Source organism: Staphylococcus ureilyticus (assembly GCF_025558845.1).
In the GTDB taxonomy this organism is placed as follows: domain Bacteria; phylum Bacillota; class Bacilli; order Staphylococcales; family Staphylococcaceae; genus Staphylococcus; species Staphylococcus ureilyticus.
Window position 1 is genome coordinate 2,185,923 of record NZ_CP094825.1, and the last position, 19,332, is coordinate 2,205,254.

The 19,332-nt window shown below is 31.7% G+C and carries 16 protein-coding genes and 1 pseudogene; 5 read left to right on the top strand and 12 right to left on the bottom strand.

Features of this window, described 5'->3' with window-relative positions; all coding sequences use genetic code 11:
* The first annotated feature begins 12 nt into the window (after positions 1-12).
* The gene (locus MUA21_RS10885) at positions 13-276 is read left to right on the top strand and encodes a hypothetical protein (RefSeq protein ID WP_019470044.1); all 264 of its coding nucleotides are present in this window, start codon (positions 13-15) and stop codon (positions 274-276) included.
* A gap of 351 nt (positions 277-627) precedes the next feature.
* Here MUA21_RS10885 and MUA21_RS10890 read toward each other — a convergent pair whose 3' ends face one another.
* The 4 genes from MUA21_RS10890 to MUA21_RS10905 form a co-directional block, all read right to left on the bottom strand.
* Positions 628-1,698: an NAD(P)-dependent alcohol dehydrogenase gene (locus MUA21_RS10890; protein WP_107525223.1), complete on the bottom strand. Its 1,071-nt coding sequence runs from the start codon at positions 1,696-1,698 to the stop codon at positions 628-630.
* A 19-nt stretch (positions 1,699-1,717) separates the two neighbouring features.
* Positions 1,718-3,202: a xylulokinase gene (gene xylB, locus MUA21_RS10895; RefSeq protein ID WP_046206971.1), complete on the bottom strand. Its 1,485-nt coding sequence runs from the start codon at positions 3,200-3,202 to the stop codon at positions 1,718-1,720.
* 16 nt (positions 3,203-3,218) lie between these two features.
* The gene (locus MUA21_RS10900) at positions 3,219-4,514 is read right to left on the bottom strand and encodes an MFS transporter (RefSeq protein ID WP_262561261.1); all 1,296 of its coding nucleotides are present in this window, start codon (positions 4,512-4,514) and stop codon (positions 3,219-3,221) included.
* A gap of 199 nt (positions 4,515-4,713) precedes the next feature.
* The gene (locus tag MUA21_RS10905) at positions 4,714-5,739 is read right to left on the bottom strand and encodes a LacI family DNA-binding transcriptional regulator (RefSeq protein ID WP_107525228.1); all 1,026 of its coding nucleotides are present in this window, start codon (positions 5,737-5,739) and stop codon (positions 4,714-4,716) included.
* Between the two features lie 461 nt (positions 5,740-6,200).
* On the opposite strand from MUA21_RS10905, the gene MUA21_RS10910 reads away from it, so the two are divergent.
* Positions 6,201-8,180: a helix-turn-helix domain-containing protein gene (locus MUA21_RS10910; protein WP_262561262.1), complete on the top strand. Its 1,980-nt coding sequence runs from the start codon at positions 6,201-6,203 to the stop codon at positions 8,178-8,180.
* Positions 8,181-8,265: 85 nt separating this feature from the next.
* On the opposite strand, the gene MUA21_RS10915 is transcribed toward MUA21_RS10910, so the two are convergent.
* Genes MUA21_RS10915 through MUA21_RS10925 form a run of 3 tightly spaced genes read right to left on the bottom strand, consistent with a single transcriptional unit; the run spans position 8,266 to position 11,041 of the window.
* Positions 8,266-9,726, bottom strand: coding sequence for an ABC transporter ATP-binding protein (locus tag MUA21_RS10915; RefSeq protein ID WP_262561263.1), 1,461 nt, complete (start codon positions 9,724-9,726; stop codon positions 8,266-8,268).
* A gap of 9 nt (positions 9,727-9,735) precedes the next feature.
* Positions 9,736-10,455, bottom strand: a complete 720-nt coding sequence (locus tag MUA21_RS10920; RefSeq protein ID WP_046206766.1) for an energy-coupling factor transporter transmembrane component T — start codon at positions 10,453-10,455, stop codon at positions 9,736-9,738.
* 1 nt (position 10,456) lies between these two features.
* Positions 10,457-11,041: an MptD family putative ECF transporter S component gene (locus MUA21_RS10925; RefSeq protein WP_262561265.1), complete on the bottom strand. Its 585-nt coding sequence runs from the start codon at positions 11,039-11,041 to the stop codon at positions 10,457-10,459.
* A gap of 676 nt (positions 11,042-11,717) precedes the next feature.
* On the opposite strand from MUA21_RS10925, the pseudogene MUA21_RS10930 reads away from it, so the two are divergent.
* Positions 11,718-12,940 (top strand): annotated as a pseudogene (locus MUA21_RS10930) (aspartate aminotransferase family protein).
* 14 nt (positions 12,941-12,954) lie between these two features.
* Entirely contained in the window at positions 12,955-14,046 is a 1,092-nt protein-coding gene (locus MUA21_RS10935; protein WP_241957522.1) for a YkvI family membrane protein, read from the top strand.
* Between the two features lie 80 nt (positions 14,047-14,126).
* Here MUA21_RS10935 and MUA21_RS10940 read toward each other — a convergent pair whose 3' ends face one another.
* From MUA21_RS10940 to pgsB, 5 genes are read right to left on the bottom strand one after another with little or no spacing between them, the layout of a single operon-like run.
* Positions 14,127-15,719, bottom strand: a complete 1,593-nt coding sequence (locus tag MUA21_RS10940; protein WP_019470032.1) for a gamma-glutamyltransferase — start codon at positions 15,717-15,719, stop codon at positions 14,127-14,129.
* A gap of 2 nt (positions 15,720-15,721) precedes the next feature.
* On the bottom strand, positions 15,722-15,880 hold the full coding sequence (locus tag MUA21_RS10945) for a hypothetical protein (RefSeq protein ID WP_198644442.1): 159 nt from the start codon (positions 15,878-15,880) through the stop codon (positions 15,722-15,724).
* A complete protein-coding gene (locus MUA21_RS10950; protein WP_262561266.1) occupies positions 15,870-16,940 on the bottom strand; it encodes a CapA family protein in 1,071 nt (356 codons plus the stop codon). The genes MUA21_RS10945 and MUA21_RS10950 overlap by 11 nt, the downstream gene beginning before the upstream one ends.
* A gap of 14 nt (positions 16,941-16,954) precedes the next feature.
* A complete protein-coding gene (gene pgsC / locus MUA21_RS10955; protein ID WP_262561267.1) occupies positions 16,955-17,407 on the bottom strand; it encodes a poly-gamma-glutamate biosynthesis protein PgsC in 453 nt (150 codons plus the stop codon).
* Entirely contained in the window at positions 17,404-18,570 is a 1,167-nt protein-coding gene (gene pgsB, locus MUA21_RS10960; RefSeq protein ID WP_262561268.1) for a poly-gamma-glutamate synthase PgsB, read from the bottom strand. The genes pgsC and pgsB overlap by 4 nt, the downstream gene beginning before the upstream one ends.
* Positions 18,571-18,995: 425 nt before the next feature.
* Here pgsB and MUA21_RS10965 point away from each other — a divergent pair, with 425 nt between their 5' ends.
* Positions 18,996-19,328 (top strand): hypothetical protein, encoded by a 333-nt coding sequence (locus MUA21_RS10965; protein WP_046206759.1) that lies wholly within the window; start codon positions 18,996-18,998, stop codon positions 19,326-19,328.
* Positions 19,329-19,332: the final 4 nt, after the last annotated feature.

Sequence of the window (19,332 nt, forward strand, 5' to 3'; positions counted from 1 at the left end):
AGGCTGGTTGTTATGAGAAGGATGTTTCTATTAGATTTACTAAACCTCTTTTTTATCGCCGTAGGTTACATGTTGATGATTACTTTGATTTTACTTTCTTTTGACTTCTTACAAATAAAAACAACCGGTTCAGTATTTTTAGAATCATTAAGTTCAGTTACTATTTTCCAATTTTTCAGCAATCCTATTTTTAACGGATTATTCACTTTATTTTTAATTGTATCTTCCCTAATATTTCTGTACAAAGCATTTGAACTTTATCAAAAAAATAAGTAATTATCATTGCTCTTCAATTAATTCAAAGCTTAATTTTATATCACTACAAATAAGCACCTATTTTTTATTTATAACGCATATCATTTATTTATTTTAATTTTTTTGAATTTTATATTGTAACAATACATTTTAAGATATATAATATTCTAAGAGAATGTTTCGTGCTATATCTCTAGGCTTTTATTGCCATCTATCATCATAGTTATATTCCATTCCCAGAATTAAACTTTATGCACCCATTAACACTAATGGTATCGCACTGCATTCTCAACAAATGTGCTAAAGTTGCTCATTTGAAAAGAGATCTAAAATCACTTTCAGGCAGTGATTTTAGATCTTCTTATAATACTATTACTTTAATTTTCCATTAGGATAAACCATAACTTTTAATGATCCGCTTTTATTGGTTCTTGCTCTTTCCATTGCCTCTTGTGCATCTTCCAAATCATATGAATCGGTAAACATTGTATTTAAATTAGCTGCAGTTGAAGATAACATCTCAATGCCCATTGGATAAGTATTGGCATATCTAAAGATACCTACGACATTAATTTCATGGTTAGCGATAAAAGGTATATTTAACTCAATATTTTCTTGTTGTGGCAAGCCAACTATTGCTAAAGTTCCGTCATTGTTCAAGACCGCTAGTGCATTTTGTAAGGCTGTTGGATTACCTGCAGTTTCAAAAGCATAATCTACACCGTTATGATTTGTTATTTCATTAATACGGGTAATAACATCTTCTTCTTTAATATTTATAACATGTGTTGCACCAAGTTCTAATGCCTCATCCAATCTTATTTGTTCAAGATCTGACACTATAATCCTTGTAGCACCAAAAGCTTTTGCTGCTACAACAGCCATCAAACCAACTGGGCCCATACCCATTATTACTACTGTGGAACCTGGTTGAACATTTGCACGCTTACATGCTTGTACGCCAACTGAAAATGGTTCATTTAATGTTGCTTCTTCATATGATAGTGCATCAGGAATATGGAATAAAAATCCCTCAGGATGACTTATATATTGACTAAATGCACCATCAATAGGAGGCGTAGCTAAAAACTTAACATCAGGACATAAGTTATATTTACCAGCTTTACAGTATTCGCACTCTCCACAGGGAACTCCAGGTTCAATGGCAACTCTATCCCCGGGTTTAAAATGTGTTACTTTTGAGCCGATATCAGCAACGATTCCTGAACATTCATGTCCTAAAATCAATGGTTTTTCAACAACAAATTCCCCTACACGACCGTGTTCATAATAATGAACATCCGATCCACAAACACCTACCGCCATCACTTTTACTAAAACATCTGTAGGTCCTAATTTAGGAACGTCTACTTCTTTAAGTTCCATCTCAAATGGTTTATTTAATAATGAAATGTTCATAGTTTCTGGAATATTATTATTCATTTTAAATTCCTCCTAATAGTTAATTAATATTTAATAAGTTTTCTGTTATCGTTTTTGTCTGAGCGTATATATTCTTATAAATTTCAAAATACTGTTTATATTTTTTATGATTTTCTATATTTGGTTTATATGTCTCTCCTAGCGCTATAAATGTTTCAGCACATGCTTGCATTGTATTAAACCAACCTAATCCATATGCAGCTAACATGGCTGCTCCTACACCTGGACCTTCTTCATATTTCAATGCAGTGACTTGAGTATTGAAAATATCTGCTTGCATTTGTAACCAAAAACTACTTCTAGCGCCACCACCAATCGAAATAATTTCATCAATATGCCTACCGTTTTCTCTCATATATACAATGGATTCATATAGTGAATAAGTAATGCCTTCCACTGTAGCTCGTGCAAAATCCGCTTCTTCTGTATTACTATTTATCCCAATGAAACTTCCTCTAATATATGCATCACCATGTGGTGTTCGCTCACCTTGAATGTATGGTGAAAACAACAAACCATTTGCTCCAATAGTAGATTTCTCAGCAAAATTCAAGATTTCATCAAATGAATATGCTTTAAAAAGCTTTTCTTTGAGCCAATTTAAACTATGACCTGCACTTAATGTGACACCCATTGCATACGACATATTAGGCATGGCATGTTTAAAGAAGTGAATGTTATGTCCATAATCTACTTGATTATTTGTAGTACACGATAAAATCACACCTGAAGTTCCTATACTACATAACGTTTGACCTTCATTAATAACACCTGAACCTAAAGCGCCACATGCATTATCTGCACCACCAGCAAAAACAGCAATATCTTCTTTAATGTTTAGTTCTTTTTTAACTATTTCTGTAACATTACCTACATAACTATGCGACTGTACTAACGGTGGGTATATATCACCAAGTTCCAACTTGTCCCCAATTTCTTTTTCCCAGTCATTTGTTTTTGGATTGAAAAGAAGCGTACCTGCTGCATCACTATATTCCATAGCAATATGACCTGTTAGTCGATAGCGTACATAATCTTTAGGTAACAAAAACACTTCTAATTGTTGCCAATAATTTGGTTCGTTCTGTTTCATCCATAAAAGTTTAGGTAATGTAAAACCTTCAAGTATAGGATTATTTAAAAGTGTCTTCCCAAATTTGTTTTCTAATTCCTCGCATTGTTTAGTAGTTCTAGTGTCATTCCATAGTATTGCATTTCTAATAGGTTGGTATGTTTTATCCAGTGGTACTAAACCATGCATTTGTCCAGAAAACGAAAGGGCGCTAATACGTTTATTTGTCATTGTCTCTGTATTTATTAACTTTTTTATACCTTCTTTTACTGCCTCCACCCATGATTCAGGATCTTGTTCACTGTAGCCAATATATGGCTGACTCAATTTCAAAGGAATACTTGATTGTTCAATAACATGACCACTTTTATTCACAGCAATAATTTTCACTGAACTCGTACCTATGTCTATACCAAGTACAACCTGTTCCAATTTACATCTTCCTTTCTTAATAATTTTCAATTTGTGCATTTAATGCTTCAACTTTATCGTCCCCAATGCCTGGTTGATGAACTTTAATATAATAAGTGATTGCTGCACCTACGAAATAACAAATAGCAAAAGCCCATACGACGCCTACTTCGTTGAATAACGGTAATATAAGCGTGGCAATTAATGGTGCAATAAAATTACTCAATCCAGCAGCAAGATTATGTGAAGAAAGTGTAGCACCAATATGATCAGGCTCTAAAGCTGTAAAAATTGCAAAAATAGGTACAAATGCTGATTGTGTAATACCGAATAATACTGCACATAAAATTGCAATTGCAAACACATCACCACTAAGTAGTGGTAAATAATAAAATAATAATGTCGTGATGCCACAACCGATACAACCAAATAACATCACTTGACGTTTCCAACCAATTTTATCAGCAATAATACCCCAAACTACATCACCAACGATACACGTCACATGCATTGTTCCCCATGTCCATAACCATTGTTGCATTGAAAATCCAATAGTTTCCGTGAATAATACTGGAAAGATAATAACTAGCCCAAACAAAGACAATTGATTAATGATGCGTACGATAAAGACTTTAATAATTTCTGGATTCTTATAAACTACGCCGATATCTTTTAATACTTTAGTATATCTTTGTTTAACCGAAAGCGTTATATTCGGCTTTACATCCCGTTTTCCTACAACGATAAATGCAATTAAACCTCCTATAAAAATCCATATTAATGACATCCATAGTGTTCCATTAAAACCTATAAATGGAATAGTGAAACTAGGTAAATAAGTACCAATTACCCCCATTCCAACTGAGAACATTGCCCAAAACCAACCAATTGCTGTGGCTAATCTTGCTTTATCAGTGATATAGGTTACCCATACTAAGAAACCATATAAAAACAAAGGATAACCTAATCCTCTAATACCATATAACACTAACATCATAGGCAAATTTTCCATTCCTATTCCAAACACTAAAAAAAGCACGTGGAAAATTAACCATATTATTGTTCCTAAAGCCATTATTTTCCTAGGACCGTAAACATCAGATAAAACAGCCGCTAACCAAGAACCCACAACTACCATCACGCCATATACTGTAAACACTAAGGAAGCTTGACCACCAGAAAAACCGATATCAACAATATTTTTTGATAAAAATGCCTGTTCGATCCCATCTCCTGTCATAAAAATAAATATAGCTATAAGTGCAATAAAAATAATTTTCGGGATTCCCATCCATGTTTTTGGACTATCTTTAGAAATTGTAATGTTATTCAAAATATTTCCCCCTTATTTAAAAATATAACTAAAATAAACTTAAACGTTTAAGTTTTAGCGATTAAGTTAACGGGATTAAAATCAAATGATTTCAAAAACCCGTCTTGCTTAAACAATTCATAATACAATATCTGCTCCACTGTATATAATCATAACAACAATCAACAAGTATCAGACTTGGAATACATTTTAGTTTTTATCATAATGACTTATCTTTTATAAATGAACAAGATTCACGTATGATTAGTTTTGTATTTAGTTCAATCGAAGAGACATTTTCCCCTTGAATTAGATGATTGATCATTTCTCCTGCGACACGACCTATCTCTTTTGTAGGTTGTGAAATGACAGATAATTTTGGAGTATAAATTTCATTCCAGTAACTATCATCAAAACCAATGATAATCATATCTTGAGAAATTTTTTTGCCACTTTCTTTTATTGCCTGTAAAGCACCTAATAACAATAAATGATTAGTTGCCACAACAGCCTGAACCTGTTTGTTAATTAATGATTTAGTCGCATGATACCCACTGTCAATTTGTGCATCCGTACCCAATTGCTGATTGCTATAATAAATGAGTTGCTCATCTAACTTAATATTATTTTTTTTCAACGCTTGTTCATATCCAGATTTCCGTTCTGACGTTGTGCTAATATCAGGATTCGCTAACAGTAACCCTATATTTTTACAGGTACTATCAATAATTCTCTGAGTTGCATCAAACGCTGCTTTCTTGTTATCCACGCTTATAGAAGGTAAATATGTACCATCTACTTTCCTATCTATAGTCAAGATAGGTGTTTGGCTCCACTCTTTTTTAAATTTTAATTTAGACTTCACTGGAACTAATATAATAGCGCTTACATTTCGCGCGATAAATGTTTCTATCAACGCTTGTTGTTTTAACTCGTTTTCCTCAGACGACACAACAGCTACATGCAATTGATGTTTTTGACATTCGTTGTTTAATTCTGTCAGTATCTCAGTAAAAAAAGGATTTTGATCAGGTACAATAAAAACAATTAAATTAGACTGCCCTGTTTTTAAACTTCTTGCAAATTGATTCGGTTCATAATGCAATTTATCAATTGCATCTAATACTTTCTGCCTCGTCTTTTTTCCTAATTCAGTACTTTTGTTATTCAATACATTGGAAACGGTCGCAATTGATACCCCAGCAACTTTTGCTACATCATGAAGTGTAGGTTTATTTTTTTCCATGCCACTCACCTTAAACGTTTAAGTTATTTGCTTCGACTTATTCATGTCAGCTAGATTCATTATATATATTCACCACAATAAATGCAAGCGCTATCATTAATATTGAGATTTTTCATTTTCGAGTAAATTAAATAGAAACCTATCATTTTATTACTACAAAAGGCATTTTATTTTCCAAAATAGTGATTTTTCTATCTATACTCATATCCAAAACACGAATTATTAATTCTTAATATCATTTTAACAAACTTTATTTGTAACCTAACTATTTTGTCTGTGTCAGTTGTACAATAACGTTAATCATTTAATTGTGAGTGTAACAAAATAAAGTAAAGGTGATCTTTGTGATAAGCTCTCTATCAATAAAAAATCATTATATGACTGAGTTGGCAAGATGCATAAATGAAATTATTATTTTAATTCCTATAAATAAATCATGTAAAATAAATTTAAATGGATCGATGATAACTATTGATCACGCTTGTATAATCAATAATGCAGACCTTTATCAATATATCGATATTGAAAATTTAATAGAACTTAAGATTCCATTACCTTTATTTATAGAAAAAGATAAATCCATCGCTAATGCTTTGTTTGATATCAAACAAATTAAATATATAGAGCAATTTCGAAACTTAGTTTTGCAAAAATTACAGAATCATAATCAAAATAGAAAATGTATGCATCTTTATATATCTAATATTATTGAGTTTTTACTTAAAGAAGCAAAAGTTGATTTAGACGATCAATATCTACCTATTTTGTATACTAAACACCCTCTGGTTCAACGTTTGACTCAATACATACATAAACACATCAATGAACCTTTAACTACAAAACAAGTATCTAATGCTTTTTATATATCACAATCATATATATCTATTTTATTTTCCAAAATATTAAATATGAACTTCAAACAATATACAAGTTCTCTTAAAATTGCATTATCTTTATTTGATTTATTAGAGAAAGAACAAAGCATTTACGACGTCGCATTAAAATATAGTTTCACTAATGTTAGTACATATTCTAAAAATTTCAAATTCTATATAAAGATGCCGCCAAAATTCTATATTCATCAATTCAGAAAAAATGATTTAAATTCACCATACCAAGTTTCGTTAAGCACTCCCAACTTAAGCAAGACTATCAACAAATTATATAATTTTTCTCATAATCAACATATTTCGTCTAATCAAATCGTCTTGAATAAACTGAAGTATACTCAGAAATTTAATATGACACGTACTTTTATCACGTTTAATGATTTACATAAGTTAATCTCATTTAATCAATCTACTTTTTCAATTAATATGCTGTCGCTAATTTCAAAACCAAATTTAATTTTACTTCACACTAATTTCGATGATTTAAACAAATTAGACCATCACAATGTATTTGTTGCAATCAAACAATTGCTTATCAAAGGTTTTGAAATAACTTTGAAAGTTGATAATCCATCCTTTTCACAATCAATTGATTACCAAATTATAAAACTATTGACTTCATTAACGCTGCTTAATGAACATATTTCAAATGTCAGTTTACTTATTGAAACAAACCATAAAACATTTAAAAATGATCAAAGATTAATTGATAACTTTAAACAACAGTTCCCCACTATAAAATGTGCGGTTAATGTTGGACATATCTTGGAAAACAGTGGCAACTTTTCAAGATTTCAAAAAAATATTAGTTCATTAAATGCTGATTTTTATTTCATTGATACAGATTGGTATTTACTAAAAAACATTATATCAAGAAACTGGTTCAACGCTGATAATGCTTTTGATACCCATCAGACCATTATGTTATTTTTAAATCAATTACATCCAACTATTGCCAAAAAAGTGGTTTTTAATAATCTCACACATACCAATTTAAAACATTATTATAAAGATATGTCCATTTCGCCACATATCTTACTGATGCATTTGTTAATTGATTTTCAAACATTAATTGGTGGCTTTGCATTTCCATATTTTTCTGAAGATGATGAACAATTTATGCTGATTAATCATAATTGTAGTACCATGCCAATCGTTCACGTTTTCAGTTTATTAAAACCTTTTTTTAATTTGCATATTGCTAAATTCCCTTATGGTTTAATTGGTAAATCTAAACATCATTTTCACATGCTATTATTTAATAGTTTAAACTATTCAACACCAACATCTGACCTAATTGCAAATATTGTTCATAATTACATCACTGATTTTCCAGTTTACACACGAGTGCTTAACGAAAATCATGGTATCATTTCACATTTGATCCCAAATAACCTGGACTTAAGCGCTATTGATTCCAAAATTCTCGAACAAATCAACAAGGCTAATACTCCACTTTCTAAGTTAACGATGCATAGTTATCATAATTTACTAACTATTACAGTTACAAAATCAGAAATAAAATATATCATGTTTCCGATTAATTCTTGATTTATCAAAAATACATTAAAAACATGACAAACGAGATAGATATCAATAATATCTATCTCGTTTAATTATTTACATCTTGTATTTTTCAAATGATATTAAAAAATGATTGTAAATATTCAATTGTATCGTTGTTAATTTCATATTGCTTTTTTACTTTTCCTTTTTCTAAATGAAGCACTTCATCTGCACAAGCGAGTAACATTTCATAATCATGAGTTATAACTAATACTGTGTGTCCTTCATTTGCCAATTGGTTAATAATTGTACTCATTTCCCGCATATGGTGACCATCTAAACCGCTAGAAGGTTCATCAAAAATCAATATATCCCTTTTCGTTTCTACTGCACTAGCAATAGCTAAACGCTGCTTCTCACCTCCAGATAGTGACAAAGGATGTCTGTCTAGATGTTCAGAAATACTATAGTTTTGCAAACACCGCTTAATTGTCTCATCATTTAAAGTTGGATTACTTAACCTCAGTTCTTCTTCCACACTTTCAGCAAATAATTGATTGTTAACATCTTGAAATACCAAATAAGCTTCTGCAAGACTTTGTTGTGGTGTTACCCACTTTTCTCCAGTATTAATAGTCCCTTTAAATTTTTTCTCGACTCCAGTTAAACAGCGCGCAAATGTTGATTTACCTGAACCATTATGGCCAATAATCGCTGTCACTTTTCCCTTACTGATACTGATATCATCTATATCTAAAACTAATTTTTGCCTTCTCTTATATCTAAAATAGTAATTTTGTAAACTTAAGTAACCCACTTTATTATTTACTTTAGTTTTTACTTGCAATTGTTCTAAATGAATAGCTCTTAATCCTAGCTTTGCTAATTGTTTATTTGATAACTTATTAAATTGTTCATTTTTATAAATTGCACTTATTTTTCCGTCATCCATTATCATAAAACGGTCAGCTATTTTAGTTAAATAGTGTAATCGATGTTCAGCAATAATAATTGTTTTACCTTCCGCTTTCCAAGTTTTGATCATTTTTTGTAACTTTAACATTGTATTAAAATCTAAATTTGACGATGGCTCGTCCAAAATAATCAATTCGTGACCATATACTTGAATAGCACTGCAAGCTAGCAATTGTTTTTCACCGCCAGACAAATTAAATATATCCCTATCTAAAAGGTGTTTAAAATTAAACTGTTCAGCGGTTTCTTTGATTCGTGTCATAATCCGACTAGCTGATACACCATAATTTTCAAGTTCAAATGCCAGTTCACTTGTCGTATTCAAACAAAAAAATTGTGATCTTGGATTTTGGAAAACTGAACCACTTTGCTGTGTTAACTCATAAACATCTTGTTGCTGTGCATTTTTATGATTTATTAAAATTTGACCTTCTATCTGTCCTTTATAAAAATTAGGAATAATACCATTTAGCAACCTTGTTAAAGTTGTTTTTCCACAACCTGAAGTTCCTGTTAAACAAATAACCTCACCATCATCAATAGTAAGGTTAATATTATTTAATATTTTACTTTTGCTTTCATCGTATTTAAAAGATACGTCTTTAAATTGAATCATATCCTACCCTCACATTACATAATAAATGATACAAAGGAACAGTATTAACACTAACAACAACCAATCTAACCAACGTATTTTAAGCGAAATGATTGATGTACGTCTATGCGTTAAATTCAACCCACGTGTAATTGAAGCAATAGTTAATTCGTTACCAATTTTCACAACACTGTTTAGTAATGGAACAACTCGATATTCAACATATTGTATTGGATGTATAAAAGCAATTTTCAAAGATATACCTCTCATCTTCATAGCATCCTTTATAGCAGCCGATTCTTCTCTAATTGTCGGTAAAAACCTAAACATAACGGCAATTGGAATCGTGATTTTTCTAGACAATTTCATTCGTTCTAAACCTGTTATTAGCACTTCAATTTGTGTGGTTTTAAATATATAATAGCCCATTGCGAGGGATGGTAAAAAACGTGTTATGATGCCTGCCGGTACAAAAATTAACAATGTAGCAACTTGGTTACCATCAATCGTTACAAACGCTTCTCCATACCACGCCATCACAGTTAATATCAAGATGACTAGCCCTATAGTATATTTTTTAATGCATAATAATAATAATGCTGGCACAAGTATGATTACTGCCCTTAAATACACTTCAACACCTGTAACGCCGCCTGTTAATGCAACGAGTGATATCATCAAGATAAGCGCAATTTTAATTCTAGGATCTAAATTTAGTAAGTGGCTTTGTGGGATCGTTTGACTATACATGTTAAATCATACCTGTACGTTTGAAATGTTTTTTTAAAATTAATTTTGCTATATAAACGCCGATCCATGCACCAATGATTGTAGTAATAATAATAACTGGTATCATTTCTACAGAAAATAAAGTGGCGACCGTTTGCTCATATTCAATACCGTATTTATCTTGAATAAAGGATAAATATGAATTTCTCATAAAGTAAAATGGTATAAATGTACCAATGGGCCAAAAGGAAAAGAGAATGTACCCTAAACAATTGTGTTTCCAACTTTTATAACGTTTCATAGCCATTAAGCCATCAGCTAGTAATATCACAGGAATACTAAATACCAACGCAATCCATGGATGTCCCATAATAGCTAAAATAAGACTTACAATCGTTCCGCATATTGTCAATGCACCAAATTTTTGAACTTTTGATATTAGAAATATAATAGGTATGCCACCTACTAAACCAACCATTGCAGGAAGCAATAACATGAATATAGGTATAATACCTAAAATGCCAGGAGGTGCTATAAAAATAAAATATATAGCCGTAAAGAGTCCTATATTTATTAAATCTTTAACTTCTATCTTACTATTGTTCATCTAAAACTCCCTCTTTACATATAACGATAAATATTATTAATACAAGTAAACATAACTATGCTATAACATTAGTGTAGACTCAAGATACTATAATTGAAAACAATTATCAATTACATCGAATTGTATCGCTCATATCATTTATATTATAAACGAAAAACTTCTCAAAACCTAACTATCCATTTCATCGTTTTATATATTTCATCTTCCCTATGTTTTGCTCAATTATCAATACATCATTTCTATAAAATTTTAATAAATGCATATTTTGTCTTCATACAACGCATTTCGCAAGATTATATGTGTCATATTACAAATTTTAAGTGTTATTCAACTTTAAATTTTCAGAATATATTTACAATTCCGAATTTTCTTAGTATATTCATACGTATCACCATTTCATTATATTTAAGAATATTAATGAAATTATATAAAACATATTTAATAACACCTCACTCTTTAAAAAACGGCGGGATATGAAGTTAAAGGTGCGAATTGAATTTGTATAACTTTTAAACCAATTTATATTGAGTAATACATGGGAGGAATGATATTTATGGACAGAATGGAAAAAGCCACTCAATTAATCAATGAAGATAGTCAGTATTTTGCTAAACCAGGACGAATAAAATATTATCCATTAGCTATTTCTCATGGTTATGGTGCAACACTTGTTGATATGGACGGCAATACATATATCGATTTACTTGCTAGTGCTAGCTCACAAAATGTAGGGCATGCACCCCAACCAGTGTCAGATGCTATTAAATCACAAGTAGATAAATTCATACACTATACGCCTGCTTATATGTATCATGAGCCTTTAGTTAAACTTGCTAAGAAACTCTGTGAAATCGCACCAGGAAACTACGAAAAACGTGTTCTTTTCGGACTTTCTGGTTCAGATGCAAATGACGGTATCGTAAAACTTGCAAGAGCATATACAGGAAGACCTTATATCATCAGTTTCGTGAATGCTTACCACGGATCAACTTATTGGTCATTATCGATGTCCGCAATAAGTCTAAACATGAGAAAAAATATGGTCCAATGTTGCCAGGCTTTTATCATATTCCATTCCCTGATAGCTACAGAGGCATGTTTGGTAGTCCAAATGCTAACACCGTTGATGAATACCTCGCGCCACTTAAAGAAATGTTTGAAAAGTATGTACCAGCTGATGAAGTAGCTTGTATCGTTATTGAAACAATACAAGGTGATGGGGGATTATTAGAGCCAGTAGATGGCTACTTTGAAGCTTTACAAGATTTATGCAAGACACATGGCATTTTATTAGCAGTGGATGATATCCAACAAGGTCTTGGTCGAACTGGCGAATGGAGTTCAGTTTCACATTATCATATTGAACCGGATTTGATTACCTTTGGAAAATCATTAGCAGGTGGACTACCTATGTCTGCAATTATAGGACGTGCTGAAATCATCGACACATTAGAAGCGCCAGCACATTTGTTTACAACAGGAGCTAACCCAGTAAGCTGTGAAGCGGCCTTGGCTACAATTGGTATGATTGAAGATGAGCATTTACTTCAAGCGAGTACAGAAAAAGGTGAATATGTACGCAAACGCATGGATACGTGGATCGAACGATTCAAAGCAGTTGGGGACGTCAGAGGCAAAGGATTGTCGATTGGTATTGATATCGTTGCTGATAAAGACAGTAAAACACGTGATGCGGAAGCGGCATTAAAAGTTTGTAATCGCTGTTTTGATAATGGCGTCGTGATTATTGCAGTAGCTGGAAACGTACTCCGTTTCCAACCTCCATTAGTCATAACGTATAACCAACTTGATACGGCATTAAATGTCTTAGAATCTGCAATTGAAGATTTAGCATCTGGAAAATTAGATAATTACGACATTGCTGGTCAAGGTTGGTAAAATTGGGGGAATCAATGATGCAACAACAAATTAAACTCACAAATATTATAAAACTTAGCGGTGCTTACATCGCTTATCTCATAGGATCTGGTTTTGCAACAGGACAAGAAGTGATGCAATTTTTTGCTTCCTTTGGCATATATGGTATATTCGGAGCTTTAGTTAGCGCATTATTGTTCTGTTTACTTGGTTCAACTTTAATGATGAAGGGATTTGATCTTCAATTAAAACAACCTGGCAGAATATTTAAGTATTATTGTGGCAATATCCTGGGAACAATGATTGAATACTTTACAATTATTTTTATTTTTAGCATTGTTGTCATCATGATTGCTGGTACAGGAGCTGTAGTTGCAGAGCAATTCCATCTTCCCAATCTAGTTGGTGTACTAGGTATGGGCATTATTGCAATGATTACAGTGATTTTAGGTTTAAAAAAATTGGTTGATATTATTGGTACTGTAGGTCCGATTATCGTCATCTTGACAATAGGTATTTGTCTAATTGTCTTTTTCTCAAATATCGGTAATTTATCTAATATGCTCTATTTACCAGAAAGCGCTAAAAATTTACAACCAACAACACATTGGTGGCAAGCTGGCGGTTTATTTTTTTGTTATAACATCTTAGCAGGAAGTATTTTCTTTTCACAGCTTGGTCAACAATCTAATAGTAGAAAAGAAGCAGGTATTACAGGTATTGTTGGTGGCTCTGTGTTGATGTTAACTGTGGTTGTAATGATTATTGCACTATTAGTGCATTCTGATCATGTATTTGAATTAGAGGTTCCTGTACTTTATTTAGGTAATACGATTGCGCCATTGATAGCATTTATATTTTCAGTATGTATTTTATTAGGCATTTATTCTACAACTGCACCAATGTATTGGTTAGTTAAAAATGAATTTATGAAGATTTTTCCAGCAAAACTTAGCGTGCCTGTTACAGTTGTGTTAGGTGTTATTTTTATTATTTGTGGTACTTTACCTTTTGGAGAATTAGTTTCCATTATATACCCATTTGTAGGTTACATAGGTGCAATTGTTGTAGTTATTATCTTTGCGCGTACGTTATATAATAATTTCGCCAATAAGCACAGTACATGAATGATAGAAATTAAAACTCAATAAAAAAGTCCAAGACATCATTTGATGCCTTGGACTTTTTTATACATTTTTTAAACAATCTACCTGTTACCCACATCATGACCGATTTCTACTGTTTTATCATTTTTATTATATAGTGCAGCTTGTACACTACCAAAGTTAGGGTCATTACGTTTTTCTTCAATTTCAAATCCTAAACTTTTGAAAATGTCTATATCTTGCTGATCTGTGGCATTTTCGTAAAAGATTTTTCCTCCATCGTTATAAAAACGTGGTTTATCAATAGATTCTTGTAGTGTGCCATCGCTACGTAAGTAATCAATAATCACCTCATTTAATGTAGTTGGAATTTTGTTACCACCTGGCGTTCCTATACCCATGTAATAATCAGGTCCAACTACGATGCTCGGTGAAGTAAATGAGCGTGGTTGCTTATGCTTAGCACCATAGTTTGGACTAGATGGATTAGAAGAGAAGTTACTTAATGAATTATTCATATAGAATCCTTCTTTTACATACTCCCCTGAACCAAAGAAGCTTGCTAACGTATTCGTTGTACTTGTCAACTGTCCATCTTTATCAACAACCACAAAGTGTGTTGTGCTCGTATTATCGATGTTATTTGTATTGAAATTACTTTCAAAATTAATTTCATTTAATCTACCTAACAGGTAATCTTGAGAAAGATATTCATCATAGTCTTCATCTTGTCCATTTACAATATCCCTATTTCGGTACATCAAGTCTCTAGATTTTAAAATACCAGTGATATAATCCAAACGATCACCTTGAGCTGCTTGATTATTAGTAGCTTCATCAATTTCTAAACCTTGTAGCATCAGTGATCCTCCTAAAGGATTAGATGCAGCATAAACTTTATTATTTAAATAGTCTGTACTTACTGGCTCTTTTTTCTCTGTTTTATAACTTTGGAAATCTTTTTCGGTTAGTTTGTCATCCGTTTGCTTAGTGATACTTTTACCAACTTTATCATAGAAATAATTAGGCCCGTTATCTCTAATACCTTTTAATGTTTTAGCTAAAGCTGGTTGCTTAATGACATCACCTTCTCTTTTGGTTTGCTCTCCTTCAAAGAAAGGTGAATCTCTATCTACATCTGAACCATATAGTTTCAAACTTCTTTCTAATTCTGAATCAACTTCAAAGCCTTCTTCAGCTAAAGGAATAACATAGTTCATGATTTTCTTTCTATCCATTTTTCCTGCCTCTTTATGAGCGTCTTCAAGACCTCGAACGAAACCTGGAACACCAATTTTATCTTTTTGCTTGTAATTAAAAGAAGAAATATCTTTATACTGCCATTGTTTTGGTGCAACATTTTCTTGACCATCGTAAGCCAGCATCGCACCTCCACCGCCTAGGCCAGAAGAGTGTGGTTCAGTGACAGCAAGGGCATATGACACTCCGATTGACGCGTCAACTGCGTTACCACCATCTTTCAATATTTTTTCTCCAACACGTGTAGCAATCGGATTATTTGAAGCTACACCGTAATTTTTATCCGATATGTCTTGTTGATGATCCGCAATTTTATTTTCATATAAATCATCTTTATCATAATTATCCTTTTTTGTAATCATATAAAATGCAAAGGATATGATAATAGTAAGGAGTAATATTACGATGAGCGTTTTTTTATTATAAATACTCATAGCTAAGCTCCTTTAGATAAATATTGATGGTGTGAAGATTTAAGTTCATTTTGTTCATAACGGTCTAAACCTTCGTTCGCTCTAGCGAATACAATTAGTAAGAATATTATCAACACAACTACAATTATTGTAATACTTACCCAATGATCTTTAATGTTCATACGTATAACCTCCATTCTCTTTTTTAAGATTTATATTGTCACCTTTAATATTATTTAATAATTTTGTTTCTTCAATTTTGTTAGGTGTAGATTTAGTCAATTTACCGCCCACTGATTTGATAGGCGTAATCATGAATTTAGAATTTTTACCGTTCCAATTCTGTTGTACAGCTAAACCTTGTTTATTTTTTGATAAAAAACCTTCTGAAGTTACATTACCTAAACTATAAAAAATGCTGGCATCTTTATAATTTTCAATTTCCTGAACAACTGTGTTATGTCCGACGATGACATCAGCACCTGCATCTACGAGTGAGTGTGCATACTGTTTTTGCCTTGTTGTTACTGATCTTTCATCGGTTATACCCCAGTCCACATTAACGACTACATAATCATTTTTTTCTTTCAATTTTTTTATTAATGGAACATAAATATTAGGTTCCAAGCTGATGGATGTAGTGTTTTTTAAAGGATCTGTGTAATCAGACTCAACGTCTGTAAATGAAACATTAGCTACTTTTTTACCTTTTACTGTTTGTTGTACTGTTTTACTGTTGATAGGATTAGAACCATTACCAGTTAAAAAATTATATCCATTTTGTGCCTCAACAGCTTTACTAAAATCTCTTGCTGTAATGTTATCAGTAACTTGATTTATAATATTTAAACTTTTAATATTTAAGCTTTTTAAAAACATTACATTTTCTAAATTTTTATTAATATTTGTTTTTCTATCATCTGAAAACTTGGTTAAATTCAAGCTTGCTGTAGAATAATCACTATCTTTTAACATGTTTTCGACAGCACTAAAAGTATCATTAATATTGTTTTTTCTTGTATGATTGTTTAATTCCACATTACCTAGATATGTTAGCTTAATTTCATCTTTTCCTTTATTCATAGCTTTAACAGGTTCAAAATCCTGTTGCTTTAATACAAATACTAACAAAATGATCGCTATAATTAATATCAAGACGGTATATATGGAATTCCTTCTTTTATGGCGCTTTGTCCACTTCAAAACACGCTCATCGATAGAAAATCGTTTAGATTGCTTCATATATCTGCTCCTTACTAATTAATAAAGCTATAAAAGAATAAGACAATGTATGTAATACATGTTAATAACATACACGTAGATAAAGTTATTACGACACCTTGTTTTTGTATAGTATTTGCGATGATACCTGGTATTACAACACCAATACCGGACATTTCTACCATCTCAAATGGCGTTAATGGATAAATTAAATCAAATATAAATTTTAAAACCATTCCAGTTAATATCATTGCAGCAAATTTCCTACGCCCATAAAGAATAACAAAGCAGCTAATACCATGGTTCACAATAAAATATGTAATGCAACTAATGATTAGTACAGATAGCAGCATGATTGGTTGATCGAAAATCAGCGCTAGATATCCTGGAACAACTAATCCAGCAGGACTAATGCCGAATTTTTCGGCAAATATGAGGCTTAAAACAATCCCCACGAATAATGAAAAATATAACTCTGAACCTATCATATTAATGTATCCCTTCTATCTATATATTGTGCGATTTCTTTTCCTGGTCCATGAATATTACCAACACAGAATATCAAAGCATTATGTGATTCTGCATAAAGCGCACGTTCAACTTCACTTATATTTTTACCTTCAAAATTCAAATATTTTTTATCGGGTAATTCTCTCATCACTTCCGATACCATTTGGGTACTTTTTCCAGTACAAATTAATGTATCGAACGGTACATCTTTTATGAAATTTTCTACAAATTGTCGGGTTCTATCTACCCTATCTGAGCGACAATTTAAAATTATAACAATTCTTTGATATGGGTAATTATATGATTCTACTTTATTTAAAATTGCTTTAGTAGATTGTGGCTCATTTGCTGCAAAGGCATTCACATAGACATTCGTTGTATTGTTTGCATTAAAGTATTTAACTTCAACAGCACCTACATCTGGTGGTGCGTTTAACATACCTCTTAAGGCAGTGTCTCTGTCGATGCCTAATGCTTCAGCAACTCCCATTGCAATTGCTACATTATCCGGAAAGACAATATATCCAAATTCTCGTAAATATGATTCTGGTACTTCTTCTTTATCGACTACAATTAATTTTGTTTTACGCCGTTTAGCTACTTTAGCAAAAAATTTAGTATAGTCGTCCTTCATTACCACGAGATGTCCTTTATATGGAATCGTTGCTGTAAATGCTTGAGCAACTTCGTCTAAAGTTGGCCCTAACACATCCATATGGTCTTCCATCACATTAACAATGACACCAATGTTCGCTTTCACTAAATCTTTTTGGAATGTAATTTGATAGTCTGGATTAACTGCCATACACTCATTGACTAATGCGTTAGCTCTTTGTTTCACAACTTTTCTGACGATATCTCGTTGTTCGCCGATATTTGCACCCTGAGGTTTCCTATATACTGGATATTCTCTTGGTGTAAACCAGTACATCATACGTGCATCTGTACCAGTTGTTTTACCAATCACGCGGTATTTATCTTCCCGCAAAATACTGTAAATCAAGCGTGTAATCGTTGATTTACCTCTAATACCATTTATATTAATACGTATAGGAATCTTTTCTAATCTGTCAGAATGTCTTCGTTTCTCGACAATTCCTAACCATAGAATAACGCCTACACAAATTATGATTAGTAGCAAACTCTGTCCCTCTTTTCATCAGCGTATTTATTAATTACATGCTAAAATCATTAATTTAGCCAAAAACCATTACAAAAATGACCTTGAATTTATAATCTAATCATTATACCTTTCAATAATGACATGCTACCACGTAGTTGTTGATTTTATATAAAGTCTATAAATTAACTGTTAATTGAATGTAAATACACATTTACATTTAATGTAAAATTATATTAAAGATTATATTAAATACTTTCATATCAACGATAATGCTTTTTCTTCAGTTAAAAATTTTAAGCAAAAAATAATATAAAAATTTTTCATCAATTACTAATTAAAGTTAAAAATACGAAATATAATATTTACTTGAAATTTACACATTATTAAAATTCGAATGTTATCTTAAGGATGAAAGGAATTAAAGATATTCTAGGAGGATGGACATGAGCAAACCTGTAAAGTTAACTGTTTCACTCTATCTCATTATTGTTGCGCTTATAACTTGTGGTTATTTAATCATGATTTTAGTAGGCAGTTTCCAAGGCAATGATATGCGTGGTGCAGTACTTGATACAGATAATACGAGACATATTGAAAATGTAGATGAGACTAACAACACAACAAAATCTTCCGAACCATCTACTTCATCTACACAAGAAAATCGTTCTACCCCTAAACATTTGCAATCTAAACACATAGGTCAACCAACAATCAACCAATATAAAACGATAAAAACATGGTCTTTAGATAATGACGCATCTAAAAACCATGTTTAATTTT